The sequence below is a fragment of the Helicobacter sp. NHP19-003 genome, from assembly GCF_019703305.1.
In the GTDB taxonomy this organism is placed as follows: domain Bacteria; phylum Campylobacterota; class Campylobacteria; order Campylobacterales; family Helicobacteraceae; genus Helicobacter; species Helicobacter gastrocanis.
Window position 1 is genome coordinate 448,993 of the sequence record NZ_AP024814.1, and the last position, 22,998, is coordinate 471,990.

Genomic DNA, 22,998 nt, shown 5'->3' on the forward strand with positions numbered 1-22,998 from the left:
GCTAGGGGCGCATAATCCTGCCCCGTTAGGGCTTTAACGCTTCTTCTAATGCCCTTACAAATTCCCCGTTTTTTTTAGCTAAAACGCTAAAGGTGCTGATGATGTGGCGAAATTGCTCGGGGGTTAGGCGGTAAATTTTTGTAGCGATCAAAATGTCTAGTTCGGCGCGTTTTTGGGTGAGTTGTGCGGGGGTTTTGGGGATTTCTAGGGGGGCTAGGGCGTGTAAGCCCTCAAAAATCCCATTTTCTATAGAAAAAGAAGAAAAAGTATTTTTCTTATTATGGGGGGGCTTTAAACGCTCCGCGTTTCTCCCCCTGTCCCCCCCTTTGGGGTCGGTCGTGGCACTGAGTAAAGGCGTGAAGTGGGCTTGGTGGTCGTGGAAGAGTTGGCATTCTAGGGCAAGTTTAGCCACTTGGAGATAATTTGGGGTGGTTAGGATTTCTTGGGTGGTGGGCTGGGGCATAGGCAGTTGCAACATATAAAACTTGTTGATATTGATTTGGGTTAAGTGGCGTAGGTAGTAGTCAATCACTAGAGAGTTCAACACGCCTAACGCAAAAAGGGTTTGCAAAAGGGGGGTTTCTTGTATGCCCTCGCTTGTGTAGCGGTAAGGGACGCTGACATAAATGCTGTTGCCGGCGGTGCAATGTGCGGGTAGTAGCGACACGATTAAGCTCCGCTCGTCCGTATCCCTAGCAATGCCACGATACCCTAGCCTAAAATAGCGGTGCTCGTGGGTGGTTTCGCCTGTGTAGCCTGCTTTTTTAGCTCTGGCTTGCTCTTTGCTCTCTAGGCGTGTCTCTAAAGCACTCTTTAACACCTCATAGCGGGGGTTGGCAAAATTAGCGTTAAACTGGTGTATGTGCTTGCCTTCTAAGAGTAAGAAGGTTTCTAGCTGGTCGGTGGGCGTTTGCGGTGGCGTGGCTTTTGCTCCTCTCGCCTTTTTGGGTTCGTCTTTATAGGGCAGGCCTGTGTGGGCGTGGGTGAACCACTTCTCTCCTATCGGGGTGAATAGGTCGTTATCATTGGTCATGTCTAGCTCACGCCTAAAATCTAACCACCCCGCCTCAAGCCGTGCAAACCCCGCCTCTAAATGCCCTAAGATGGTTAAATCCTCTTGGGTGTGGATTTCTTTTATGGACTTCTTGGGGCTGTTTAGGACGCTTTGCTGGGGGATTTCAAGGGCGGGGTGCTCTAGCTCTTTTAAATGGGTGCAGTAAAAGCGGGCGTTGATTTGGTGCTTAGGGCTTGGGGGGGTGGCTTTTAGGCAGAGCAGGGCGAATTTAAAACGGCTATCCACCTCTTTAAAAATCTTTTGGCGGTTTTCAAAACTCTCAAAGCTCTCTAGGCTGTGGTGCGTGAGTAGGTGCTCTCTTAGGGCTAAAGAGCCCTCCTCAAGCATCAGGGCAGCGGGCACGACAAGGCACAAACGCCCGCTAAATAAGCCCAAATCCCGCTCCACAAAAAAGCGGAAGAGATTGCTATCGCCTGCCCCTTTGTTTAGGGGGTAGCGGGCTTTGTAGTGCTCGCTTAGGGTTTTGGCGTGGGCTTGTTCTTTTTCTAGCTGGGCTTGTAGGCTGGTGTCTTTAGCTTTGGCGTTTTCTTGGGCTAGGCGTTTTTCTTGGGGGCTTAGACGGCGGTAGTTGTCTATCAAGGGGGCGAAAAACTGGGCTTCGTCAAATTTGGTTTTCTCCCATGGGGGGTTGGTGATGATGGCGTGAAACCCGCTGGCAAATAGGGTTTGGGCTTGTAAAGCGTCCGCAAACTCCAAATCGTAGTTGAAAAACCGAAACTCTGTGGCTAGGGTTTGGACTTTTTGGCGTAACTTGGCGTAGGTGTCGGGGTCTTGTTTGAGTTTAGGGTCGGTGCGTTCTTGTGGGGGGAGTAAGAGTTCTAGGTTAATGCCCTCTAAGCCTTCGGCGTTTTCTTTCCAAAACTTGAGTTCTTGGGGGTCGTTGCGGGCTTTGACAAGCTGGGTGGCGGTGTAGAAGTTTAGGTATAAATTGAGTTTGTCTAGGTTGGGCTTGATTTGGGCGTAAAGGGCTTTGGACTCTTGGATTTCGTCTTGGTCGGTGTCCTTGATGTCGGCAAGTTTGCCTAAGTCGGCTTGCAAGGTTTCCAATTCTTGCCTAAAGGAAGAGTTGAAGAGATTTGCCCCGCCCTTTTGTGCCCACGCTAAAAACTCTTTCACGCTACAGCCCATTAACGCGTCTCCGCATTTGATGTGGTGCTCTAAAAAGCTTAAAGGCGTGCCAAAGATGAAGCTGTCTATCCACAGCGACAATTTGGCTAACTCCACGCTGAAAGGGTTTTTATCCACGCCGTAAATCATTTTCTTCAACAACAGGCGTTTTAAGATGTCGTCGTCGTCTGGCTCATAGCCTTCTAGGTAAGTCTTGGCGATGGCTTTGATTTTGGCGCGCTCAGCGTCAAACGCCTTTTTAAATGTGGGGGTGAAGGTAAATTCTCTTGCCATTTTGCTGGCTTGGTTTAATGCCTCCACCAAAAACGCTCCGCTCCCACAGGCGTTGTCTAACACCTTAAAACTCTCTAGGTTTTGGGCGTTTAAGTCCTTTAGGGCTTTTTTCACTAGGTGGCGGGTGATGTCTTGGGGGGTGTAGTAGCTCCCGCTGGCTTTTCTAGAGTTGTTGTTGTTTTTAAAGTAAAGCGCGCCTTTTTTGTAGGTGGTGAAGTTGCCTTTTGTAGGCTTGGTGGGGGTGAAGGTGGCGTTTTGCTCCGTGCTTAGGTAGGTGTCTTGCGTGGCGATGGCGAATTTAAATTCTAAAAGTTTTTCATACACCCGCCCGAGCTGGGCCACGCCTAAGTTGGTGTAGTTGCGTTTTTCGTCCCCAAAGTAGAGCAGTTGGGCTAAGATTTGGTGCAATTCTTTGTCGCTTAAGATTTGCCCCGTGTCAAACAGGGCGGTCTTAGACGAGTCGAACAGCCCGCCGTTAAACACGGGCATTTTGTAGTTGGCATTGCCCTTGTCGTAGATTTTAAACAGGGTTTCTAATTCGCCCATACCGCCGTAGCTGGTGGGGTCTTGGTCGGCACTGAGTTGGAGTATCCGCTCTAGGCTCAAATATTTTTTAAAGTCCTTGCGTTTGGCTTTTAAGAGTGTGCCGTATTTGTCCTCAAAGTAGCCGATGAAGAGCAATCTAAAGATGAAGTAAAGGGTGTTTTCGTAAATCAAGTCTAGGGGGGCTTCTTGGTTTTTGGCATGCAAAGCCACGCCGATTTGCTCAAAAATGGGGCGCGCGTCTGTGCGGGCGAAGATCACCCGCTCTAAGTCCTCCCTCTTGGCATTGATGGCGTTTTCTTCAGTGTCTTTGATTTCTTGGGTGCGTGTGGCAAACTTATTGGCGTTGAAAAGGTGGTAAAAGAGCTCAAAGGCTTGTAGGGCTTGTTGGCTGAAGAGTTGGGGGTTTAAGATGCCCTCTAGGTCAAATTCTAAATACGCCTTGTGGCTGGTGCGTCTGTTAGTGTCGTAAAAGCGCCACAGCCGTCCATTGGTTAAAAAGCCGTATTTGTGATCTAGGGTGTCTAGGTAGTTTAGGATTTGGTGGTGGGGGTTGTCTTGCACCTTGCGGGTGTCTAGCTCTTGGCTGGGCTTTTTGCTCTCTAAGATGGCGCTAAAGCCTAGATTTTCGCGCCGTTGGTCTTTGTCTAGGGCTTGGTAGCTTTCTAACTCGTTTGGGCTTGCAAATAACAAGAAGTCTGGTTTTAAGCTCTTGCCTTGAAACGCCTTTTCTTCTTGGCGTAAAAATTGCCAGCCTAAAATCTCTAGGACTTGTGAGATGAAGTTATCCTCTAATTGGTGCTCGTTGTCGCTTTTGATGGCTTGCTCTAACTTGGGGCTTAGGGCTTGGATTTGTTTTAACGCCTCTTGCATGGCTTGTTTGTGGGTGTCAAAGGCATAAATGCGCCCAAGCTCTCTTAAGGTCTGGGGGTGTAAAGGGTGTTGGTGGTGAAAATATGGGGGTGGGTAGGTCGATGAGTGTAGGTTGGTGGGGTTGTTGGTTGGTGGGGGTTTGGTCTTGGGGTTGGTTTTTGGTTTGGTCTTGCATTTTTAGCGCGCCCTTAGTTAGGTGTTGAAAAGTGTTAAAGGGGGTATTGTAGCGTAAAGGGGGTTAATGGGGGGGTTGAAGCCAAACAAACAAAAACTTTAAAGAAACTTAAAAAACGCCAATCCCAAAGAGAATTGGCTATAATTGGGTTGCCCCGTCTTGCTCAAGGGAGCAAATGTGTAGCATTTGCAAGAACCTTAATTCTAAAAGGAGTTGCTATGCCCAAAAATCATAGCAAAAACTCCGTGTGGGTATTTTACCACAAAAGCAACGCTTTTGATAAATCAGTGTTTTTGACAAGCAGTATTTTATGAAACGCTTTACTTTAATGAAACGCTGCGCGTTTCTGGGTAAAACTAAGTCTAAAGCAACTGGTCCTGCGGAGTTTGCCCCCTAGCTTGAGACGCTAGGGGAAGCAAATGCGATGCATTTGCCCTTACTTGGGCGGCTTGGACAGCAAACGCTACGCAAACAAACGCGATGCGTTTGTTTAGAATAAATTTGAAAGTTTAAGAATAGGGGGCTTGGGGGTTTAATGCCCCCTGTTTCCCTTTAGTACAACAACTCGGTTTGCACGCCATAGAGCAAGTGGTCAAATAAGCGCCAATGCTGGGTGGAGAAGTGGTATTGCGTGCGCATGAGTTGGCGGATTTGCTCGATCGCCGCACTATCCACGAGCAACACCATTAAGGTTTTGTGGTAGTAGGTGAGGGGGATTAGGGTTTTTTCTTTGTAGATTTGGGGGCTGTCTATGGCTTTGTCAATGGTGAAAAGCAGGACATTGCGCAAGTGCTCGGATTTCCAGTGGTGTGCACTCAAGGCTTGGTTTAGGCGGTTGTAAAGGGCGAAGGTGAGTTGCCGTCTGGCGTTGAAGTAGGCACTCTCGCGCGCGTCTTCGGGGGTTTTAGCGCCGGCATCGCTCACCCCATAGCCCACCAAAAAGTGCCCGCTTGTGTGTATGGGGGCACTCTTGGGTTTAGGGGCTGGGGCTTGGTGGGTTTGTGGTTGGGGCTGTGGTTTTGGTTTTTCTTGGGGCTTTGGGGGTGGGGGGTTTTGAGCTTGTTGTCCAACGCATCCATTTTGCGCTCATTTGTGGCCACGGCGTTTTTGAGCTGCTCAATTTGTTGCTCTAGGGCGTGGGTTTCTTTAGCCTCTTCTTTAGCCTGCTTGCTGGGTTTTTCTTTTCTAGGGGGTTGTGGGGTGGCATCGGGGTCGCTGCTTTGGTACACACTGCAACCTAAAAACACACTCCCGCACAACACTCCCGCTAAAATCGCTTTCTTTGACAAAATAGCCCCTTGACTTTTAAAATAAAAGGACATTATAGCACAGACTAAAACATGCTAGAATAGGGGTTATTTTTCAAAGGAGTTTTTATGGGAAGCAAAGAAGCAAAAGATTTAGAACACCGGTGGGATTTGAGCGCGCTTTTTAAAGACCAAGAAGCTTTAGACAAGCACCTAGCGGCTTGGGATAAAAAGGTCGCGAGTTTTGAGAAAAAGCATGCGGGCAGTTTTGCTAAGATTGAGCCCGAGAAGTTTGAGGCGGTGCTGGCAGAGTATGAAACCTTGAGTGAGGGCATTTCGCGGGCGATGAGTTATGTCTTTTTGATTTTCTGTGTGGATGCGAAAAGAAGCGACCTTTACGCCAAATACCAACTACTGTGTGCCGATATGGGCAAACATTTGCTCTTTGTGGAAAACGAGTTTTGTGCCCTAGAGAGCGCAAAACAAGAGGCGTTGATTGCCGCCACGCCCAAATACGCCTATTTCTTGCGCTTGCTTTTGCGCCAAAAGCCCCACATGCTGAGCCTGCCTGAGGAAAAGGTGCTTTTAGCCACTTGTGGTGTGGGCGTGGAGGCGTTTTCTAATTTGTTCGATCAGGTCATCACTTCGCTTAAAATGCCTTTTCAAAATAAAATGCTGAGCGAGGAAGAGATTTTATCCGAGCTGCACAACCCCGATCGCAAACTACGCAAACAGGCGCAAAAGACCTTGACAAAATCCTTAAAAAAGCAAGAGTTGGTGCTGACCTATGTTTTAAACATGGTGCGTAAAGACCTCCACATCGACACGAAGTTACGCCACTACGAAAGGCCCGAAACTTTTAGGCATTTGTCTAACCAAATCTCCCAAGCCAGCGTGGATAGCATGATCGAGATTGTGGAGGAACACTACCCCCTCGTGCACCGCTACTACAAAAGCAAGGCAAAAATTTTAGGCCATAAACTCAAGGACCACGACCGCTACGCCCCCATTGAATCCAAAGAAGCCCCTTTAAGCTACAAAGAGGCGTTGGATTTGGTGTGTAAGGCCTACAAAGAGTTTTCGCCCAAATTTTACGAAATTGTCAAGCAGGGCATTGAGGGGGGGTGGGTGGACTCGCACCCTAGAGCCGATAAACGGGGCGGGGCTTTTAGCGACAGCACGGTGCCTAGCGCACACCCCTTTGTGCTTTTAAACTTCACGGGCAATCGGCGTTCCGCCTTCACCATCGCTCACGAGTTTGGGCATATGATCCACCAGACCTTGAGCCGTCAAGTGGGCTATTTAAACACCAACACCCCCTTGACCACGAGCGAAACCGCCTCTGTCTTTGGTGAAATGCTTTTGTTTGAGAACCTGAAGAAAGACCTAGATAAGAAGGAGTTAAGGGGCATTTATGCGGGCAAATTAGAGGACATTTTCTCCACGATGTTTAGGCAGGTGGTGATGACGAATTTTGAAAGGCGTATCCACCAAAATGGGGAGCATTTTGAGGAGCTGAAAGCCAAAGATTTTGACAAAATTTGGCAAGAGGAAAACACCAAAATGTTTGGCAAGAGCTTGAAGCTCAGCAAAAACTACGCCCGTTGGTGGAGCTACATCCCTCACTTCATCCATTCGCCCTTTTACTGCTACTCTTACAGCTATGGGCAGTTGTTGGTCCTAGCGCTCTTTGGGCTATACCGTTCTAAGAAAACCCTAAAAGAGAAACAAGAGTTTGTAGACACCTACACCACCTTTTTAAGCAAGGGGGGCAGCCAAAGCCCTGAAGAGTTGGTGGGCATGTTTGGCTTAAACATTGCCGATAAAGAATTTTGGAAAATTGGCATGGGCGAGGTGGAGAAAATGCTCGCAGAGTTCGAGGGCTTGCTTTAATGGATATCCTGCAAAGATACAAGGCGATGAGCGACCAACATTGCCTAGATTGCCTGCATTTTTTGCACCAAACCCACACGCATTTTAGTGTCTTTTGCGCCCTAGAGCATGTGCGCTTTGACCCCCCCATCCCCGAAGAGCAGATTGCCGACTTTGGGAGTTTTGTACTCTTTGTATTGGCCGGCTACACCTTTGAAAGCTTGAAAATCGCCAAAGAGCCTCCACGCATCAGCTTTGAGGCGGGGCTGGGCGACAATTTTGAAACCACAGTGCGAATCGCGCTTGAGGGGATCGTGCAAATCATCGTTAAGGATAGAAACGACTCCAATGTCGTGCTGTTTAACCGCTGTGATCCGCATACGATTTTCACAGACAGCACCGCCGAAGCCCTGCAAAGCTCTAAGGATGCGCTCTTGTCCGACCCAAGAAACCAAGAAGTGATCGCCACTTTACAGAAAGAACCCTAATGAGCCTACTCACTTTAAAAATCCGCGCCTTTAAATTCAACCCCATTTGCGATTACAACCCCGCTTATGTGCTTTATGGCGTGAGCTATAACCCTGGGGGCCGTTTAAAAGAAGTGCTGGCAAGTGTGCCTAATCTTGCCTACGACTCGGTGCATTTGGGGCTAAAGATCAACCAAATCGCTGTGTTTGAGGATTTAGAGATTGCCGACTTGATCGATCGTTTTGGCAAAGAGTGGGTGCTTGAACCTTTGGCGATCCCTTACGCCAAACAAGATTTATTGCTGGATGAGGAAGCCCTGCTCGAGCCTTATGCAAACTTCTTTGCAAGCGCGCCCTTTTTGACTGAGGAGGAGAGGGCAGAGCTTGCCAAATACGCCAACATCAACACCCTAACGCCTAAAGAGCATGCGGGCTACTTTGGGGACGGGTTTTTCTTATACGCCAAGTGGCTGATGGAGCGCTACCCCCACAGAAGCCCGGAGATCTTAAGCAGCATTGCCGACAAAATGCATGGCGTGATGCACTTTGTACCTTTAAAACACCGCCTTTACCCCGAGAGCGATGCGCTCGATGTAGAGATTTACAGCCTGCAACAAATGCTCTTGAATGGCTCAAAATGCCCCTTAGCCAACAACCCGTGGGCCAGACTAGGCAACATTGCCTACAACTTCTCTAAGCCCGACACAAGCAAGCAAGCCCCCTACTTGCTCTACAGCACCTATCCACAAAGTTACAATGCCACCCCCCTGCTGCAAAGTACACGCCTCTTGTTGCAAAAGCTGAACCTGCACTTTTTAGAGTTGCCCTGTGTCTTTGATGGCGGACATTGGGGGCGTTTGGCGGATTTAGAAAAATTTTTAGCAGCCAGCGCCTACAACCTTGCCCTAGCGCATAAAGTTGGGGGAGTCTTGCTGTGCGCTGAGGAGGACGCTTACAAGAACGCCACGCATGCCAAAGTCCTTTTGGATAGCGAGCCTGACCTATTAGAGAGTGTCAATCAAAACCTAGCCGCCTATGGCTTAAGCTACAGTCCCGAGGCTACAGCGGTGTTTTTAAACGATTTATTGGCAAAAGAGGTGTTGCAACTTGAGCCCATCACCCCTTTTAAAGGCTTTAGCGCCGTGTGGTTTAAAGAGAGCGCACAAGAACACCCCGCCCTATTGAAGTGGCTGGGTTTACACACCCACAGCCCCCTATTTAGTAAAGAATCTTACGCCCACTTGTTAGACATTGACCGCCAAATGGCACTCAAAGAGTCGGCGCGAATCCGCTATGCAGGCATTGATTTGGGCGTGGATTTTTTAATGGTGGATGCGCTCAGCCAATTCCACATGTTCGACACTCTCGCCGAGCAAGCCTCTAAAGCCTACCAAAGGGATCACGACTGCACGAGTGCCTTGTTCTTGCCCCAGGTGGTGCTTTTGGCGTTGGGTGAGAGAGAAACTAAGGCGTTGGGCTTAGACAGCCACAAAAACGCCTTTAACTTCTTGTGAGGGAGTACGCTTGAAAACAGGGCTAAAAATCCTATTTGCCTCAGTGCTTGGCCTGGCCTGGTATATTGTCAATGGCGAAACTTCGGGAGATTTAGCCCTCATGATTTTCTTTTTTGTAGCGTTCTTATTACTCATCAAGCCCATATCCTTTCAGCCCCCAGAAAAGCGGGAGGACTACATACAACAACTCAAAAGGAGCTACGAGCGCAAAATGGATTTACGGAAAAAAGAGAAAGAGGAGAAGCGGCGCTTGAATCAAGCCGCTACAGAACGGGACTATAAAAAACGCGACAGCAACACGAGTTTGCTTTAATGTTGGAAGTGGTGTTGATTGTGGGGGTGGCGGTGGTGTTGATCTATCTATACTACACCTTGCAGGAGTATTTGAAAAATCCGCTTAAAAACCCCCCGGAGCTCAAGAAGCAAGAGTTCAGTCCGCCTGAAACCTATGTGCTGCCCACCCCCCTAGAAACGCTCAAAAACAGCGAAGCGGGCTTGTTTGCCGCTTTAATGGGGGTGTTTAGCAAACACATCAAAGAAACCCCTCTAAGTCTTGCTTTAAGCCAAGTGTTTTTGCAAGACTTGAGCCAAGTGTTTCACAAGGACTTGGAGCCACTCACCGAGATTTACCAAAAAGACGACCGCCCGCTTGAAGAACTCTGCAACGCGCTCTCTAGCCTAGCGCATGGGGAGTATAAAAAGCGGGTGAAGTGGGTGGAACTGCTTTTTGTTTTGGCTTACAGCGATGGGGCGTTGGGGTCTGAAGAAAGGGAAGCCCTGCTAGACATAGGGGCGTTTTTGGGGCTAGAGAATGCGGATTTTAACCAACTTTACGAGGGTTTTGGGAGCTTAAACTTCAGTCCACAAGAGAGCCTAGAAGTGGTGGATTTTGAAGGCTTTAAAGCCAGGGTACAAGAAACACATCTAAACTTGCTTGACCCCAAGAAATGGAATAAAAGCTATCTGCCTGATTGCATGCTGGAGTTGTGGCAACTCCCCAAAAATACATAAATGTAAAACCTCCATTCTAAAATAGCTTTGTAAACAAAAAGAAAACATGCTAGGATATCCCTTTATTTTTATGAAGGGAGAGATAGCGGTGAGAAAAACCTTAGTTTTGTGCGCTTTGGCTTGTGGTGGCTTGGAGGGCTTGGAGTTTGGCGAAATGGGCAACACCAGCTTTGGCATGGGTGGGGCAGGAGTCGCCCTTGAAAACTCTGCTTGGGGGCTGTATTATAACCCCGCCTTGCTGGATATGGATGAGTGCAGTAAAGCCAAACTAGGTTATAGCTTTGGGATCGGGGTTAGGGAGAAAAATATCCTACCCCTCGTGTCTAGTGCCCTGCAAGGCTCAAGCTTGGACGATCTCACACAATTAGCCGAGCAGCTCCCCCCACAAGCCCTACAAAGCTTGGTACAAGGGGGGACTCTCAGCATTGATGCCGCCCAAAGCCCCACAGCGCAAACTATTGTCAATGCGGGCAATGCTTTGAAAGACTTTTTAAAGCTAAATGGCTTGCATGTAGATTCGCAAAATGGCATTGTGGTGCAGATCAGCCCCAAGTTGAAAAACCATAAGGGCGGGATCGGAACATTTAGCATCGGCGTTTTTGCCAGCCTTTTTGCCGGCGCGAGTGCCGTAACCAACCCCCGCTATCACCAACTCATCGCGCCCCTAGGCCATGGTTTTTACGCTGGGGCGCAAATCAATAAAGACAGCTTGACTTTAAGCCAAAGCAACCAAAGTGCCTTTTTAAATTCATCTTTGCTCTCCCCCTACGCTAATAACGCCGCGCGGGTGCAGGCTTTGGGGATCGGGGCTGTACCCTTTGCCTACGCTAAGGGCTTTGACCTTAAAAAAGCGGGGCGGATCGCCTTTGGAGTAACCTTTAAATACCTTTACACCTTGAGCTATGGGCTTGGGTTTTCTGGGGCAGGGCAGGCTTTCATCGCCAACGCTGAAAACTTGCTTTCTAACTTCTCTTTCAGCACACAGGACATGGTGCGCCAAAGCCACTTTGGTCTAGATTTGGGCGGGGCTTACCGCATCAAGGGCTTCATGGTGGGGCTTGTGGGCAAATACCTAAACGCCCCCAAAATCCGCTACGCCCATTTGCCCAACATGCGAATCGATCCGCAGGTGCGTTTGGGGCTGGGTTATCGCTGGAAATGGCTGAATTTGGCAATGGACTTTGATTTAACTTCGAATCAAACCATGATGTTGGATAAGCGCAGCCAAATGATTGGGGGCGGAGTGATGTTTAACTGGAAGTGGTTTGCCTTGAAACTGGGAGCAATGGGGAATGTGGCTAAAGAGGGCTTGCACCAAGGGGTGATTTTAACGGGGGGGATTCGCCTGTTTAAAGTCATTGACTTTTCGGTGCAATCGGGCTTGCAAACCGTTGCCCTAGGCGGTTCGGGGGCGCAAGGGATTTTAGGCTCTCTAGCAAGTATGAAACTCCCCAACTACCTAGCCTTTCGGGTGGGCGGGGTTGGGAGTGGTAGTTTAAAGCCTCCGTACAACCTGCACAGTCGCCTTAGCGATCGCCAACTCTTCGTTGGTGGGCACTCTTAAAATAGGCAATTTACGCGCTTGGCTCAAAAGCGCGATCCCGGGGCGGGGGTTGGCGTTGGCTTCTTCATCTAGGAAAATCCCGAAGTTCTCCAGCCCACTGCACACGGTGTGGCGTAACTTGGTGCTGTTTTCGCCCACTCCCCCCGTGAAAATGATCGCATCCAAAGCCCCAAGTACAAAGGCGTAAGCCCCGATGTATTTTCTAATCCGGTGCGCATAAGTGTCAAAGGCGAGTTTGGCTTTTTTATCTTGAGCGGCCATGCGCTTTTCAATGGAGCGCATGTCATTGTCTCCACAAAGCCCCTTCAGACCGCTTTCGTGATTGAGCATGTGCACCACGCTGGCGGTGTCCTTGTTGGTGAGCTGCCCGATGTAAGAGAGCAAGGCTGGGTCTAAATCGCCCGAACGAGTCCCCATCACAAGCCCCTCTAGGGGGGTGAGCCCCATAGAGGTTTCTACACTCTTGCCATCCTTAATGGCGCACACGCTCGCCCCATTGCCAAGGTGCAAAGAGATGGCGTTGAAGTTTCTATAGGGGATGTGTAAAAATCTAGCGGCCTCTTGGGCAACAAAGTCGTGTGAAGTGCCGTGAAAGCCATAGCGGCGCAGTTTGTGCTGTTGGTAAAGCTCGTAGGGCAGGGCATACATATAGGCGTGGGGGGGGATGCTCTGGTGGTAAGCGGTGTCGAACACGGCCACTTGGGGCAGATTGGGCACTTGTGCTTGCATCGCCTTGATCCCGGCTAGGTGGGCGGGGTTGTGCAGTGGGGCTAGGGGGCAAAGCTCTTCTAAATGCCCGATGACTTCAGGCGTGATTAAAGTGGGCTTGATGAATAAATCCCCCCCTGCACGACCCGATGCCCCCACGCCATCGATATGATCCAAGCTTTTTAAAACCCCCATTACTTGTAGTTTTTCTTGCATTTTCAACAGCCCATGGGCGTGATCGGCGATGTGTAGGCTCTCGCTCTGTGAAGCTTTGGCATTAGTGGTGATGCTGATTTTGCCCTCAGGCTCGCCTATTTGCTCCACAAGCCCTTTAGCCAAAACCATGTGTTTGTCCATGTTAAACAGCTGGAACTTGATGGACGAGCTGCCTAAATTTAAAACGAGTACCCGCATTTACAGCCCCTGTGCTTGTATGGCGGTGATGATGATGGTGTTGATCACATCATCGACTAAACAACCCCGGCTAAGGTCGTTTACGGGTTTTTTAAGCCCCTGCAACACAGGGCCTATGGCTAGAGTGTGTGCACAGCGTTGCACGGCTTTATAGGCGATGTTGCCTGCATCTAAATTGGGGAATATCAAGACATTTGCCTTGCCCGCCACGGGGCTACCGGGCATTTTACGCCGACCGGTGAGCGGATCCACACTGGCATCAAATTGCAATGGTCCATCTAAAGCCAAAGCGCTGTCCATTTCTCTGGCAATTTGCACGGCTTTGGCGACCTTGTCCACATCCGGGCCCTTGCCTGAAGTGCCCGTAGAGTAAGAGAGCATGGCCACTTTAGGCTCAAAGCCAAAGGCTTTGGCGGTTTTGGCGGAAGCTAGGGCGATTTGGGCAAGTTCTTCGCTGCTTGGGTTGGGGTTAATCGCACAATCGCCAAAGACATAGACCTTTGTCTCCAAGCACATGAAAAATATGCTAGAAACCAAATCATTGCCCGGGGCGAGCTTAATGATTTGCAAGGCGGGACGCACGGTGTCGGCGGTGGTGTGGGTCGCGCCTGAAACCATGCCATGCGCATGCCCTAAGTGTACAAGCATTGTCCCAAAGTAAGTGGGGGTTTTAACGAGCCTTTGTGCCTCCTCTAGGCTTAAGCCCTTAGCTTTACGCAACTCGTATAAAGTGTTGGCAAACTCATCTAAATGTGTAGAAGTCTTTGGGTCTAAAACCAAAGTGTCCTTTAAGTCCAGCCCCAAATCTTTAGCGTCTTTGTGGACTTTGTCTTTTTCGCCCAATAAAATCAATTTTGCCGCCTTTAATTGCAAGATCGCATGCGCCGCTTTTAAAATCCGCTCATCGCCGCTTTCGGGCAACACAATGGTTTTCGTCTCTTGTTGGGCACGAGAAAGCAGGCTGTGCTGGAAACACACGGGGCTTAAACACGCCGTGTCGGCATATTCCAAACTCTCAAAGGCGCTTTGCGCCTCGTTAGGGCTTTGCATGCCACTCACACAGAGCGCAAGCTGGCACACTTCTAGGGGCTTTAAAGCCAAACTCAAGGGGTTTAAAAGCCCCAAACGCTCCCAGCTAAGGTGCGCGAGCTGGATTTGGTGCGCGAGTTGTGGGTGTTCGTTAAAGACTTGCACCACGACTAAGTTCAAATGCCTCGCTAAATTTTCATAAATTTGTCTATCCAGCTCTCCTAAATGCTTTAAACCACCGCCAAGCACGAGGACATAGTCGTGTTCTTTGGCTAGGGGTGTGTAAATGTCTAGCATTTGCGCAAACACGCCCTCGTCTTTGTCTGCTAGTCTGCTTAAAATGTCTTGTTCGCTCAGCAACTCTGTGGGGGCAAAGAGCGCTACACTCTTGTGGCGGTGCTTTAATAGGGCTTGCAAAAACTCTACAGCCTTTTGCTCTAACTCCCCAGGTGCATAAACTAAAATTCCCTTACCCATACTTCTCCTTTAATAAAAAGGCTATTATAGCCCAGAGATATTAACAAGCTCTAGCAGTTAAGCTTTTGGGGCGAGAAATCCCATGATCTGTAACGCCAAATCTTTAGGCGTGCCCTGAGCGTCTAAATTTAAGGCCGCCATCCTCTCATAAAGTGGGGCGCGTTGTTGGTAAAGGGTAAATAGGCTCTCTTTGTCTTTAAAAAGCGGTCTGGGGTTAGGGTCGTTTAAAAGCCTTATGTATAGACTCTCAAAGTCCAAATGCAAGTGAATGATTGTGCCTTGCAAGGGGGCGTGTAGGGGCAACCCACCCCCTGTGGCGATCACTAAGGGGCTTGGCACTTGTTCGATTTGCGCCACTAAACTCTTCTCTAAATCCCTAAAATAGTGCTCCCCTTTTTCTTTAAAAATTTGCGCGACACTAAAGCCCTCTTGTGCGCTGATTTGTAAATCCGTGTCTAAGAATTTATAGCCCAAGGCCTTAGCGAGCACTGCTCCCAAAGTGCTTTTGCCACAGCCCATAAACCCAATGAGCCAAATTTTATAAATTTTATTGAAAGAGAGTGGGTCCAGCATAGGGCGCATGGCTTGCCATTTCAATTTCTAGCAGGCGGTTGTATTTAGCGGTGCGCTCACCCCTTGTGGGCGCGCCGGTTTTGATCTGCCCCGTGTTGAGTGCCACGCTAAAATCGGCAATGAAGCTGTCTTCACTCTCCCCACTTCTGTGGCTCATCACGCACGCATAGCCCGATTTTTGCGCTAGGTGCATGGTTTGCATGGTCTGTGTCAAGCTGCCGATTTGGTTGGGCTTGATCAAAATAGCATTGGCCAAGCCCTTTTCTATACCCTCTTTTAACAGCGTTTCATTTGTTACAAATAAGTCATCGCCCACCAGCTGTACCCTATTGCCTAGCTTTTTGGTGAGTTCAGCCCACCCACTGTAATCCTCTTCACCCAAAGCGTCTTCAATGGATACGATGGGGTATTTTGCTACAAGCTGGGCGTAATACTCGATCAGCTCTTCTGCTTCTAACTCTTTATTCTCCCCTGCCAGCACATAATGCCCCGCTATGTTGATGAGCTCGCTGCTGGCGATGTCTAAGGCTAAAGCGATTTGCGCACCGGGTTTGTAGCCCGCCTTTTCAATGGCTTTTAGGATCCACTCCAAAGGCTCGGTGTTGTCCCTAAAGTCTGGGGCAAACCCGCCCTCATCGCCTACACTTGTGGGGTGCTTGGCATCAGCTAGCATCGCCTTTAGGGTGTGATACACCTCCACGCTTGCCCTTAAAGCCTCTTTAAAACTCGCAAAGCCTAGGGGCATGATCATGTATTCTTGGAAGTCTAGGCGGTTGTTGGCGTGTGCTCCGCCATTGATGATGTTGAGCATGGGGGCGGGCAGTAAGCGAGCATTTAGCCCGCCTAAGTAGGCATAAAGGGGCAGGTTTAAAGAGCGCGCCGCTGCCCTTGCCAAAGCCATAGACACGCCTAAAACGGCATTAGCCCCTAAGTGGCTGTAATTAGAGGTGTTGTCTAAGCTTTGCAATGCATGGTCTATTTTGGCTTGGTTGTAAGGGTCTTGCCCGATCAAAGCCTCTTGGATCGCCCCATTGACAAAGCCACACGCCTTTGTTACCCCCTTGCCCAAGAAGCGTCCATGTTCTCCATCGCGCAACTCCAACGCCTCTTTTTTACCTGTGCTTGCCCCACTGGGCACGATCGCGTGCCCCAAAAAGCCCCCACTAAGCGCCACTTGCGCCTTGAGTGTGGGGTTGCCCCGACTATCTAGGACTTCATAGGCTTGGATCGATTCGATTTGCATGTTTTTCCTTCTCTTGCTGGTAAAAAAGACATGTTAGCAAAAGTTGGCAAAAGTTGGGGATTTTGAGAAGGGGGGTTATGTTTCTAGGTAGAAAGTGCCGATATCGCAAAATCTCTCATAGAAAGGCGGTGATACAATGGCAAAGACAAATGGCGGTAAAAAAATCGTGCGTGTGCCCCCCTACACGAAAAAAGACGGGACTCAAGTTAAAGGGCATGGACGCTCCACGCCTAATAAATAAACTTAGGGAGTTGCCCCCTATACACTTGGGGTATAGCCCCCCTTTTGGGTATCTCTCCTCACACCCTCCCTTTCTCATCACTCCCCCTTTTTTAGACTAGCATTGTGGGAGAGAGATTGCCCCCATTTTTGGCTTTTTGGGGGGGGTTTTAGGGGAAGTGATAAACACTCAAGCAAAGACTAGCCGTCTTTGTGGGGGCATTAGGGCTTGCTTTCCCCCATAGGCTGGGGTGTTATCGGCATCACAAGAGGCTAGCATCAAATTCAACTTCCCCCTCAGCATTGACTTTTTGATAGCGGTTTTCGTAGGGCTTTGCAAATACTCTAAGATTTGGGTAATCTGCAAAAGCGTTAAAACGCCATTGGTTTCGCCCTAAACTTTTTGCAAACCATGTGTTGGGGCGCGATAGAGCATCAACAATTCCATTGATTTCAAGCTTTAATAAGAGTCGATAACGCTTAACTTCGTGTAAGCCGATACGCTCATTGATTGCCTTCGCTAAACTTAGATTTTCTAATAATCTTAAAAGCACTTGGTGGTGCCTACAATGCAAGGCGACAAATTTTTGGATTTGGATACACTCCATGAGTCTATCCATAAACTCTATGGCTTGCGTAGCGGCTAATTCAAAATTGTCTAAATCATCTCTGCCTTCATAGGGTAGGTTATCTGTTGAAAAGCGTAAATACATGGCACACTTGCCACTGCCTAATCTAGCCCCTTGTTTAAAGTAGGTGTTGCTTCGTTCCTCTCTTTCCTCCGCTGTTGCCCTGCCTAGCATACTTGCATTCTGCATAGCCTAAATCAATGGCTTTTTGGTAGAGTTGCATCACCTCTTCTCTTCATCATAATAACCCACAACCTCTTTTAAAGCCTCGCCCCACAGAGCATAAGCCTCCCCATCGCCCTGTTGGGCTTGGGGTTTTAAAGACTGCATGGCTTGGGTGTAATAGGTTTTTGCCATTTCATCATCATCCTTATAATACGCAAACATCTCAGCTAACCCCACATACCCCCGCCCCTCGCCTAAGCCCACCGCTTTTTCAAAAAGCTCTTGTGCTTTTTCTTGGCAATTTGTGAGCGTTTTGTCTTTAAAGACTTGGCAATGTTTGAAAATTGTTAAATAATCCTCGCTCTCTAGATCGTCTTTTAGGGGGTTTAAGGCATGAATGACCTCCTCCCCACTCAATGCCTCCCCACTCCCATACTCTGTAATTTGTGTGTCCCTATTTTCCATATACACCTTACCCAGCTCCACCATCGCTTGCACGGAGCCTAATTCTATGGCCTTTTGAAAACAACGCATGGCTGTGTTGTTATCCGGGTATAACACAATCCCCTCCACCGCCATTTTGCCTAGCTCTAGCCACGCGCTAGCACTACCGGTGTCTTTGGCTTGCATGTAATCTTTAAAGGCTTGCAAAGTGTTTGCGCCGTATTTCCATAGGGGCTTGACTTCAAGGGCTGTGGTGTTTGGGGAAGGACGCAACGCGTCCGCATTTGTGGCTTGTGTGGGGTTAGGGTTTTGGCTAGAGTTTGTGCCTTGCAATAAATCTGTGTGGCTTTCTTGCAAAGCGTTTAACAACACTTCTAAATCCTCTAAAGATTTAGCTAAGTTATTGGCTTGTTCTAAAGCTTGGGGGCTTGCTGTGGCAGAGTTGAGGGCATTTAACGCCGCGTTTGTTTTGACTTTGCATTTTTTAAATTGCGCTAAAGCGTTTTCTAACTCTGTGTCGTCCTCTGTGCTTTGGTGGTAGGCATTTTCTAAAGCTTTGCTGAAAGTGGAAAGTGTGGTTTGTCCTTTTGTTTGGAATGAAGGGGGATTGTAGCAGAGAAAAGACAACAAAAGGGACTTAAGCCCTACTTAGAGGGGACACTCAGCACCCTTTGCAGGCTGTCTAATTTGCTTAAAGTGAGATTGATCACGCTGTTTTCTAGGCCGCCTAGGCTGTGGGGGACATTTGCCTCTAGGGCAATGCAATCGCCACACTCTAGGGTGTGCTTTTGCCCCTCTACCTCAAACCAAATGCGCCCTTGCAAGACCCGTACCACAATCGCCCCGGGGGCTTGGTGTTCTTGCATTTGTGCGCCCTGGGGCATGCAAATGCGGATTTCTTTGCTTTGTGGGGTTTCAAAGAGTTTTTGGATGTCTAGGGTTTGGAAATTGGGGTTTTCTAAGAAGCGTAAAATTTGCATGGAATGCCTTTGGTTGAAAATAAGGGGCATTCTAGCCAAGAAAAGCAAATTTGGCTACAATGGCGCAAAAATGGAGTGCGCATGTTAGTGCATATTTGTTGTTCTGTGGATAGCCATTATTTCTTGCAAGAGCTCAAAAAGCTTTACCCCCAAACCCCGCTCACAGGCTTTTTTTACAACCCCAACATACACCCCAAAGAAGAGTATGACCTGCGCCTCTTGGATGTCAAACGCTCGTGCGCGGCGTTAAAGATCCCTCTACTTGAGGGCGATTACACTTTAAGCTCGTGGATGCAGGCCATTAGGGGGCTAGAGCAAGAGGAAGAGAAGGGCAAAAGGTGTAGCGTGTGCTTTGATACGCGTCTTGAGGTGAGTGCACAAATGGCGTTGATGCTGGGCTTAAAACAATTCAGCACGACCCTGCTCTCAAGCCCCATGAAAGAACAGGCGGTACTCAAAGAGCAGGGGCAAGCCATAGCGCAAAAATATGGCTTAGAGTTTGTTTACACAAATGTGCGCGCTTGTGGGGGGGTTCAAAAGCAGAATGCACTTGCCAAAAAAGACAAGTTGTACCGGCAGAATTATTGTGGCTGTGTGTTCGCCCTTGAAAAGCAACGCCAAGCGCAGGACAAGCCCTGTATCGAACTCATCAGCCCCCTAAGCTGCCAAATGCACCCGGCGGGCATCGCCCGCCGCTTAGAGTTGTTTAAAGAGCGCCAAGAGTTGGAGTCTAGGGCACAAAACTACCATCTTTTGCAACAGAACTTGCAAACTTATTTGCTCTTAAGGGGGCGGCTCTGTGTCAATCAGCGCACCATCCCCAGCCACATCCTCACCCACTCCAACCCCAAAAAGGTGAAAATCAAGGATTTGCAAACCACCACCACCTCCCTAAAGCCCACCCTAGCCGAAGAAATGCTCTGCGCTAGGCTAGGCGTGCGCGCGCCCCAAATCTCCATCACACTAGGCTTTAGTCCCAAAGACGATAGCCTCTTTATAGACACTGCCAGCGTTGCCCTTTTGTTAAACACCCCACCAACCCCCCTAAAAGCCCTGAAACTCACCTACGAGCAAGAGCTATATCTAAGGGAGAAAATCGCAGGGGTGGAGAGCATCCAGGCGATCTTTCTCGTGCAGGATTTAAATGCCCTTGTGGGGGAGGTGCTTGAAGTGGAGATTTATGCTCAGGTGTTCGAGCAGAAAAACTTCTACTTGTTGGCTACCTCTTAACCAACACTGCCTTGTTGTCCTCGCACTTTTCCAGGCGGTAAGCGCGCAAATGTTCCAAAATCTCCACACTCCCTGCCGCCACAGCCATAGAGATGGCGGTGTAAGTCGCCTCCGCGCCCAAAATATCCACCGCCCCCGCCGCATCCTCTGTCGCCATGATGCGCTGTGGGATGGCCGCGCCCATGCCGGTCGCCTCTGTGGACTCAATAAAAGCTGTGGTGATGGCGACCATAGCGATGTACCACGAAGCGTTGTTGGCGCTCACCAGGGGGGTGATTTTGGCGACAAGCCGCCCCTGCACGCCGATGTCTTCAAGATCGCCCTCTAACGCTTTTTGCAACTCCCTTTCATTCTGCACGACTTCCACAAAAATCTCCCTAAAACATAAAACTTACAAAAACTTAACAGCACTCCCTTTTTCTTTGCGGGCCTTGGCGGTGGTGGGCATGGCCGCCTTGCCTAGAGCCACCAACAGGCGAGGTTGGGGGGGTTGAAGTAGGCGTTTAACACGCTCTGCACCTTTTGCGCCTCAAAGCCCCCGATTATGCACGAATCCACGCCCATTAAGGTGGCTGTCAGGGTCATTTGCCCCACCGCGATGTAGCATTGCTCCTTCATGTAGGCTTCAATCAGGGTTTGGTCGTTTTTGAGCCGTTCCTTCAACAAGACCTGCACGCCACTAGCTACCCTCTCTTGGTACTCTTTGCTGTAAAACTGACTCAAGTAGGCAGGGTTGAGCTCGCTAGAGTGCATATAGCCCACCACCACCAAAGCGGCGCAACTTTTGACGAGATCGGCGTTGAAATAAACATAGGGCAAGAGTTTGTCTTTCATAGCGCCTTGTAACACGATAAACTCCCAAGGTTGGGTGTTGTAAGAGCTAGGGGCAAGGCGGGCGGCTTCTAGGATTTGCTCTAAAACCTCTTTAGACAGGGGGGCGTTGGGGTCAAAGCGTTTACACGCAAAACGGCGGTGTAAAAAGCTGTTTATAGTTTCTGGGGTCAAGGTCTGTGCTTGCATACATGTCCTTTTAGTTGGGATTAGAAGGGCCATTGTAACTTGTTTTAGAAAACCATAGGCAAATGTGCGCTAGGGGTTTGTTTCTCGCTTTGGTGTTCTTTTCTCTAAGGCTTAGTGCCCCGCTGATGGCAAAGCCTGCAGCGGGTTTGGGGATTTTTGGCATTTAGGATTTCTCTGCCACTTTGCCCTCTTAGGCTGGAAGTTCTAGGGCTTCTTGATAGAACCTAAAGTTTTGCAACACCCACTCTTTGAGTTGCTCGACTTTTTCAGCGGATACGCCCATTTCTTTAGTATGGGCGTAAATGGTGTCGCATTCGTTTTCATGCCACCGGCTATCTGCTAAAGCCACAGACACCAACTCTAAAAGTGTAGCGTGCTTGGCGTAGTTGGTGTCAAAAATCTTGCTAGTCAAGTGATAGAAACACCTCTTGTTGTTTTGGGGTGTTGCCCTTTAGGGCATCCTTGATGAGTTTGGGCGCGTCTAAATTGTCCTTAGCAGTGTAGTAGATCGTGACCTCCCCGGCATTGAGGCTAATGACCTTAATTTTGCCCACGCCCTTGATGTTGGCAAAGTGGGCATAACTAAGGGCACTGCCGGCGGTGGAGAATTGGGCTAAAGCAGTGGTGTAGCGTTTTTTCAAGGCCTCGTCTGTTTCGTTGTCTTGGAAATTGACAAAGGGACTCAAAATTTTAACGCCCAAAATAAGTGGATTGATGTTTTCTAAGATCGTGGTGTCCCACGCCCCCTCTCGATCCCCCACCACCTGCACCACATTGCCCCCCGCTTTTAAGTCGTAATTCCCTGGGGCTCTAAACCCCTATTTGCAAGCCCTGATTTTTTCACCAATGGTCTTGACAATAAAGAAATTTGTTATTTTTTCGCATTGCTCTTTGTGCTTAAAAAACACCCAAAAGCTCAGTTGGACCAAAACCTACAGGATTATTTTAGAGTGGTACGCCACCTTGTCGAAAATTTTATTTTTCAGCTCGGTAAAATCCCAGGGGTTTTGAAAATCTTAGATTTTGTGTCTAACGCTTTTTCTAGCCAACACCCAGAAAACGGTGTCTATGCCTTTTTGGCCAAAGACTCTAAAGAATTTGAAGCTTATCAATACCAACTGGAGGCAAGAAAAGCCAAATTGATCCTCAAAAGCCGAGAATCTAAAGAGTTTAAGGATTGGGAGGAGGCATTGCAAAGAACCAGCGAGCACCGCTATCTTGTGGGCTATGTGGGCTTTTTATTGGACTTTAGCAAAGAAGGAGGCGAAGAAAATTTACAAAAATTCCAAGCTTATGCAAAACACACGATAGATATTTTAGACACCTTTTTTCTCAACGACAATGATTTAGGTGTGTTGCAAAGGGCTTGGTTATGCTTTGGGGATTACAGCATTGAGGAGGAGAATAAATTTTTTGGCAACCGCCACCAAGTGGGGGAGTTTCGCTACAGAAATCCCGTGTTTAAGTTGTTTGCCAAGAAAATAAATGGAGCCGGTGAAACTTACTTTTTTTGCAAACTTTTAGATCGTCTGTTGGGCACCTCTAAGGCCGATTTAGTTGAAAAAATGCACTCCATCATTGCCGCGTACACATTCCAAAGAGAACAACTCATCAAAAGGTCTTGGTGGGAACAATGCCTTTTGCAAGAGGAGAAATTGTTCGCATACATGAACGCTAAACAAAGCAAAAAATGCGGACGGATTAAAATAGAAGGAGGGGGAGCGGGTTTATCTCTTGCAGGTTAAAGACAAGAGAAGTCCCTATGTGGATTTATTAGGCTATGCCTTTTATCATTATTGCCAAACAAAAGGGCTGGAGGGGCTAGGCACATATGAGGATGGGCAGTTTGGTGAACGCCAGTTTGTGATTAAAAACTTTGCAATATTTGCAGAACCTACAGGCATCCGACTCACTAATACCGCAGAAAAAAACGCAATAGAGCTTGACCCCATCCCCCTCAATCTTAAAAACACCGATGTGTGGGCGGAATTTGAACGGGCAATCACAGAGATACAAAAGGCCATCCATTTAAAGAACACCCCGACAACACCGACATTGGCTAAGTCTCAACCCTAAGGGGCATGATCTTTAAATCCGCTACAATAGCCCTTTTAGTAAAGGGTTT

Annotated in this window: 25 protein-coding genes; 9 read left to right on the forward strand and 16 right to left on the reverse strand. The window is 48.6% G+C overall.

From position 1 onward, the window contains the following. Positions 1-25: 25 nt before the first annotated feature. The 4 genes from K6J72_RS02415 to K6J72_RS02430 all read right to left on the reverse strand — a co-directional run bounded on the left by K6J72_RS02415 (position 26) and on the right by K6J72_RS02430 (position 5,356). Complete coding sequence (locus tag K6J72_RS02415; RefSeq protein ID WP_221280324.1) at positions 26-3,892, reverse strand: Eco57I restriction-modification methylase domain-containing protein; 3,867 nt, start codon at positions 3,890-3,892, stop codon at positions 26-28. 16 nt (positions 3,893-3,908) lie between these two features. Further along, entirely contained in the window at positions 3,909-4,067 is a 159-nt protein-coding gene (locus K6J72_RS02420; RefSeq protein WP_221280327.1) for a hypothetical protein, read from the reverse strand. A gap of 552 nt (positions 4,068-4,619) precedes the next feature. Beyond that, positions 4,620-4,991 carry a hypothetical protein gene (locus K6J72_RS02425; RefSeq protein ID WP_221280329.1) on the reverse strand — a complete coding sequence of 124 codons (372 nt, stop codon included), beginning with the start codon at positions 4,989-4,991 and terminating at the stop codon, positions 4,620-4,622. Further along, the gene (locus K6J72_RS02430) at positions 4,988-5,356 is read right to left on the reverse strand and encodes a PspA/IM30 family protein (RefSeq protein ID WP_221280331.1); all 369 of its coding nucleotides are present in this window, start codon (positions 5,354-5,356) and stop codon (positions 4,988-4,990) included. The genes K6J72_RS02425 and K6J72_RS02430 overlap by 4 nt, the downstream gene beginning before the upstream one ends. An 87-nt stretch (positions 5,357-5,443) precedes the next feature. Between K6J72_RS02430 and K6J72_RS02435 the strand changes: the two genes are divergently transcribed. From K6J72_RS02435 to traF, 6 genes are all read left to right on the forward strand, one after another. After that, on the forward strand, positions 5,444-7,207 hold the full coding sequence (locus K6J72_RS02435; protein ID WP_221280334.1) for a M3 family oligoendopeptidase: 1,764 nt from the start codon (positions 5,444-5,446) through the stop codon (positions 7,205-7,207). Next, entirely contained in the window at positions 7,207-7,674 is a 468-nt protein-coding gene (locus K6J72_RS02440; RefSeq protein ID WP_221280335.1) for a hypothetical protein, read from the forward strand. The genes K6J72_RS02435 and K6J72_RS02440 overlap by 1 nt, the downstream gene beginning before the upstream one ends. Next, complete coding sequence (locus tag K6J72_RS02445; RefSeq protein WP_221280337.1) at positions 7,674-9,167, forward strand: DUF5644 domain-containing protein; 1,494 nt, start codon at positions 7,674-7,676, stop codon at positions 9,165-9,167. Before K6J72_RS02440 ends, K6J72_RS02445 begins: the two co-directional genes overlap by 1 nt. Positions 9,168-9,177: 10 nt before the next feature. Further along, positions 9,178-9,480 carry a hypothetical protein gene (locus K6J72_RS02450; protein ID WP_221280339.1) on the forward strand — a complete coding sequence of 101 codons (303 nt, stop codon included), beginning with the start codon at positions 9,178-9,180 and terminating at the stop codon, positions 9,478-9,480. Further along, the gene (locus tag K6J72_RS02455) at positions 9,480-10,178 is read left to right on the forward strand and encodes a TerB family tellurite resistance protein (RefSeq protein WP_221280341.1); all 699 of its coding nucleotides are present in this window, start codon (positions 9,480-9,482) and stop codon (positions 10,176-10,178) included. The genes K6J72_RS02450 and K6J72_RS02455 overlap by 1 nt, the downstream gene beginning before the upstream one ends. A gap of 70 nt (positions 10,179-10,248) precedes the next feature. Beyond that, positions 10,249-11,742, forward strand: coding sequence for a conjugal transfer protein TraF (traF, locus tag K6J72_RS02460; RefSeq protein ID WP_260320640.1), 1,494 nt, complete (start codon positions 10,249-10,251; stop codon positions 11,740-11,742). On the opposite strand, the gene K6J72_RS02465 is transcribed toward traF, so the two are convergent. The 7 genes from K6J72_RS02465 to K6J72_RS02495 form a co-directional block, all read right to left on the reverse strand. Continuing rightward, positions 11,674-12,864, reverse strand: coding sequence for an acetate kinase (locus K6J72_RS02465; protein ID WP_221280343.1), 1,191 nt, complete (start codon positions 12,862-12,864; stop codon positions 11,674-11,676). The two genes, traF and K6J72_RS02465, sit on opposite strands and share 69 nt — an antisense overlap. After that, positions 12,865-14,370: a phosphate acetyltransferase gene (gene pta, locus K6J72_RS02470; protein WP_221280345.1), complete on the reverse strand. Its 1,506-nt coding sequence runs from the start codon at positions 14,368-14,370 to the stop codon at positions 12,865-12,867. A 57-nt stretch (positions 14,371-14,427) separates the two neighbouring features. Then, complete coding sequence (locus tag K6J72_RS02475) at positions 14,428-14,952, reverse strand: shikimate kinase (RefSeq protein ID WP_260320641.1); 525 nt, start codon at positions 14,950-14,952, stop codon at positions 14,428-14,430. Beyond that, the gene (eno, locus tag K6J72_RS02480) at positions 14,918-16,186 is read right to left on the reverse strand and encodes a phosphopyruvate hydratase (protein WP_221280347.1); all 1,269 of its coding nucleotides are present in this window, start codon (positions 16,184-16,186) and stop codon (positions 14,918-14,920) included. The genes K6J72_RS02475 and eno overlap by 35 nt, the downstream gene beginning before the upstream one ends. Positions 16,187-16,668: 482 nt before the next feature. Beyond that, positions 16,669-17,223 carry a hypothetical protein gene (locus K6J72_RS02485; protein ID WP_221280349.1) on the reverse strand — a complete coding sequence of 185 codons (555 nt, stop codon included), beginning with the start codon at positions 17,221-17,223 and terminating at the stop codon, positions 16,669-16,671. A gap of 33 nt (positions 17,224-17,256) precedes the next feature. Further along, on the reverse strand, positions 17,257-18,273 hold the full coding sequence (locus tag K6J72_RS02490; protein ID WP_221280352.1) for an SEL1-like repeat protein: 1,017 nt from the start codon (positions 18,271-18,273) through the stop codon (positions 17,257-17,259). A gap of 14 nt (positions 18,274-18,287) precedes the next feature. Further along, entirely contained in the window at positions 18,288-18,623 is a 336-nt protein-coding gene (locus tag K6J72_RS02495) for a cupin domain-containing protein (protein ID WP_221280354.1), read from the reverse strand. An 81-nt stretch (positions 18,624-18,704) separates the two neighbouring features. On the opposite strand from K6J72_RS02495, the gene K6J72_RS02500 reads away from it, so the two are divergent. Further along, the gene (locus tag K6J72_RS02500; RefSeq protein WP_221280356.1) at positions 18,705-19,853 is read left to right on the forward strand and encodes an epoxyqueuosine reductase QueH; all 1,149 of its coding nucleotides are present in this window, start codon (positions 18,705-18,707) and stop codon (positions 19,851-19,853) included. Here the strand turns inward: K6J72_RS02500 and K6J72_RS02505 are convergent. The 5 genes from K6J72_RS02505 to K6J72_RS02525 form a co-directional block, all read right to left on the reverse strand. Beyond that, entirely contained in the window at positions 19,843-20,220 is a 378-nt protein-coding gene (locus tag K6J72_RS02505; RefSeq protein WP_221280358.1) for a hypothetical protein, read from the reverse strand. The genes K6J72_RS02500 and K6J72_RS02505 overlap by 11 nt on opposite strands. 92 nt (positions 20,221-20,312) lie before the next feature. After that, positions 20,313-20,873 (reverse strand): nitroreductase family protein, encoded by a 561-nt coding sequence (locus K6J72_RS02510; protein WP_260320642.1) that lies wholly within the window; start codon positions 20,871-20,873, stop codon positions 20,313-20,315. Positions 20,874-20,883: 10 nt separating this feature from the next. Then, positions 20,884-21,036, reverse strand: a complete 153-nt coding sequence (locus K6J72_RS02515) for a hypothetical protein (protein ID WP_221280360.1) — start codon at positions 21,034-21,036, stop codon at positions 20,884-20,886. Positions 21,037-21,063: 27 nt separating this feature from the next. Then, positions 21,064-21,285 (reverse strand): hypothetical protein, encoded by a 222-nt coding sequence (locus K6J72_RS02520; protein ID WP_260320643.1) that lies wholly within the window; start codon positions 21,283-21,285, stop codon positions 21,064-21,066. Continuing rightward, the gene (locus K6J72_RS02525) at positions 21,278-21,646 is read right to left on the reverse strand and encodes a baseplate J/gp47 family protein (RefSeq protein ID WP_221280363.1); all 369 of its coding nucleotides are present in this window, start codon (positions 21,644-21,646) and stop codon (positions 21,278-21,280) included. Before K6J72_RS02525 ends, K6J72_RS02520 begins: the two co-directional genes overlap by 8 nt. Positions 21,647-21,793: 147 nt before the next feature. Between K6J72_RS02525 and K6J72_RS02530 the strand changes: the two genes are divergently transcribed. After that, positions 21,794-22,618, forward strand: coding sequence for a hypothetical protein (locus K6J72_RS02530; RefSeq protein ID WP_221280365.1), 825 nt, complete (start codon positions 21,794-21,796; stop codon positions 22,616-22,618). After that, entirely contained in the window at positions 22,608-22,949 is a 342-nt protein-coding gene (locus K6J72_RS02535; protein WP_221280367.1) for a hypothetical protein, read from the forward strand. The genes K6J72_RS02530 and K6J72_RS02535 overlap by 11 nt, the downstream gene beginning before the upstream one ends. The last annotated feature ends 49 nt before the right edge of the window (positions 22,950-22,998 follow it).

Excerpts from the sequence above, each read along its gene's own strand:
- K6J72_RS02415 (WP_221280324.1), bottom strand. The coding sequence starts at position 3,892 with ATGCAAGAGGCGTTAAAACAAATCCAAGCCCTAAGCCCCAAGTTAGAG.
- K6J72_RS02420 (WP_221280327.1), bottom strand. The coding sequence starts at position 4,067 with ATGCAAGACCAAACCAAAAACCAACCCCAAGACCAAACCCCCACCAAC.
- K6J72_RS02435 (WP_221280334.1), top strand. The coding sequence starts at position 5,444 with ATGGGAAGCAAAGAAGCAAAAGATTTAGAACACCGGTGGGATTTGAGC.
- K6J72_RS02440 (WP_221280335.1), top strand. The coding sequence starts at position 7,207 with ATGGATATCCTGCAAAGATACAAGGCGATGAGCGACCAACATTGCCTA.
- K6J72_RS02445 (WP_221280337.1), top strand. The coding sequence starts at position 7,674 with ATGAGCCTACTCACTTTAAAAATCCGCGCCTTTAAATTCAACCCCATT.
- K6J72_RS02455 (WP_221280341.1), top strand. The coding sequence starts at position 9,480 with ATGTTGGAAGTGGTGTTGATTGTGGGGGTGGCGGTGGTGTTGATCTAT.
- traF (WP_260320640.1), top strand. The coding sequence starts at position 10,249 with ATGAAGGGAGAGATAGCGGTGAGAAAAACCTTAGTTTTGTGCGCTTTG.
- K6J72_RS02465 (WP_221280343.1), bottom strand. The coding sequence starts at position 12,864 with ATGCGGGTACTCGTTTTAAATTTAGGCAGCTCGTCCATCAAGTTCCAG.
- pta (WP_221280345.1), bottom strand. The coding sequence starts at position 14,370 with ATGGGTAAGGGAATTTTAGTTTATGCACCTGGGGAGTTAGAGCAAAAG.
- K6J72_RS02475 (WP_260320641.1), bottom strand. The coding sequence starts at position 14,952 with ATGCGCCCTATGCTGGACCCACTCTCTTTCAATAAAATTTATAAAATT.
- eno (WP_221280347.1), bottom strand. The coding sequence starts at position 16,186 with ATGCAAATCGAATCGATCCAAGCCTATGAAGTCCTAGATAGTCGGGGC.
- K6J72_RS02485 (WP_221280349.1), bottom strand. The coding sequence starts at position 17,223 with ATGCAGAATGCAAGTATGCTAGGCAGGGCAACAGCGGAGGAAAGAGAG.
- K6J72_RS02495 (WP_221280354.1), bottom strand. The coding sequence starts at position 18,623 with ATGCAAATTTTACGCTTCTTAGAAAACCCCAATTTCCAAACCCTAGAC.
- K6J72_RS02500 (WP_221280356.1), top strand. The coding sequence starts at position 18,705 with ATGTTAGTGCATATTTGTTGTTCTGTGGATAGCCATTATTTCTTGCAA.
- K6J72_RS02510 (WP_260320642.1), bottom strand. The coding sequence starts at position 20,873 with ATGCAAGCACAGACCTTGACCCCAGAAACTATAAACAGCTTTTTACAC.
- K6J72_RS02515 (WP_221280360.1), bottom strand. The coding sequence starts at position 21,036 with ATGCCAAAAATCCCCAAACCCGCTGCAGGCTTTGCCATCAGCGGGGCA.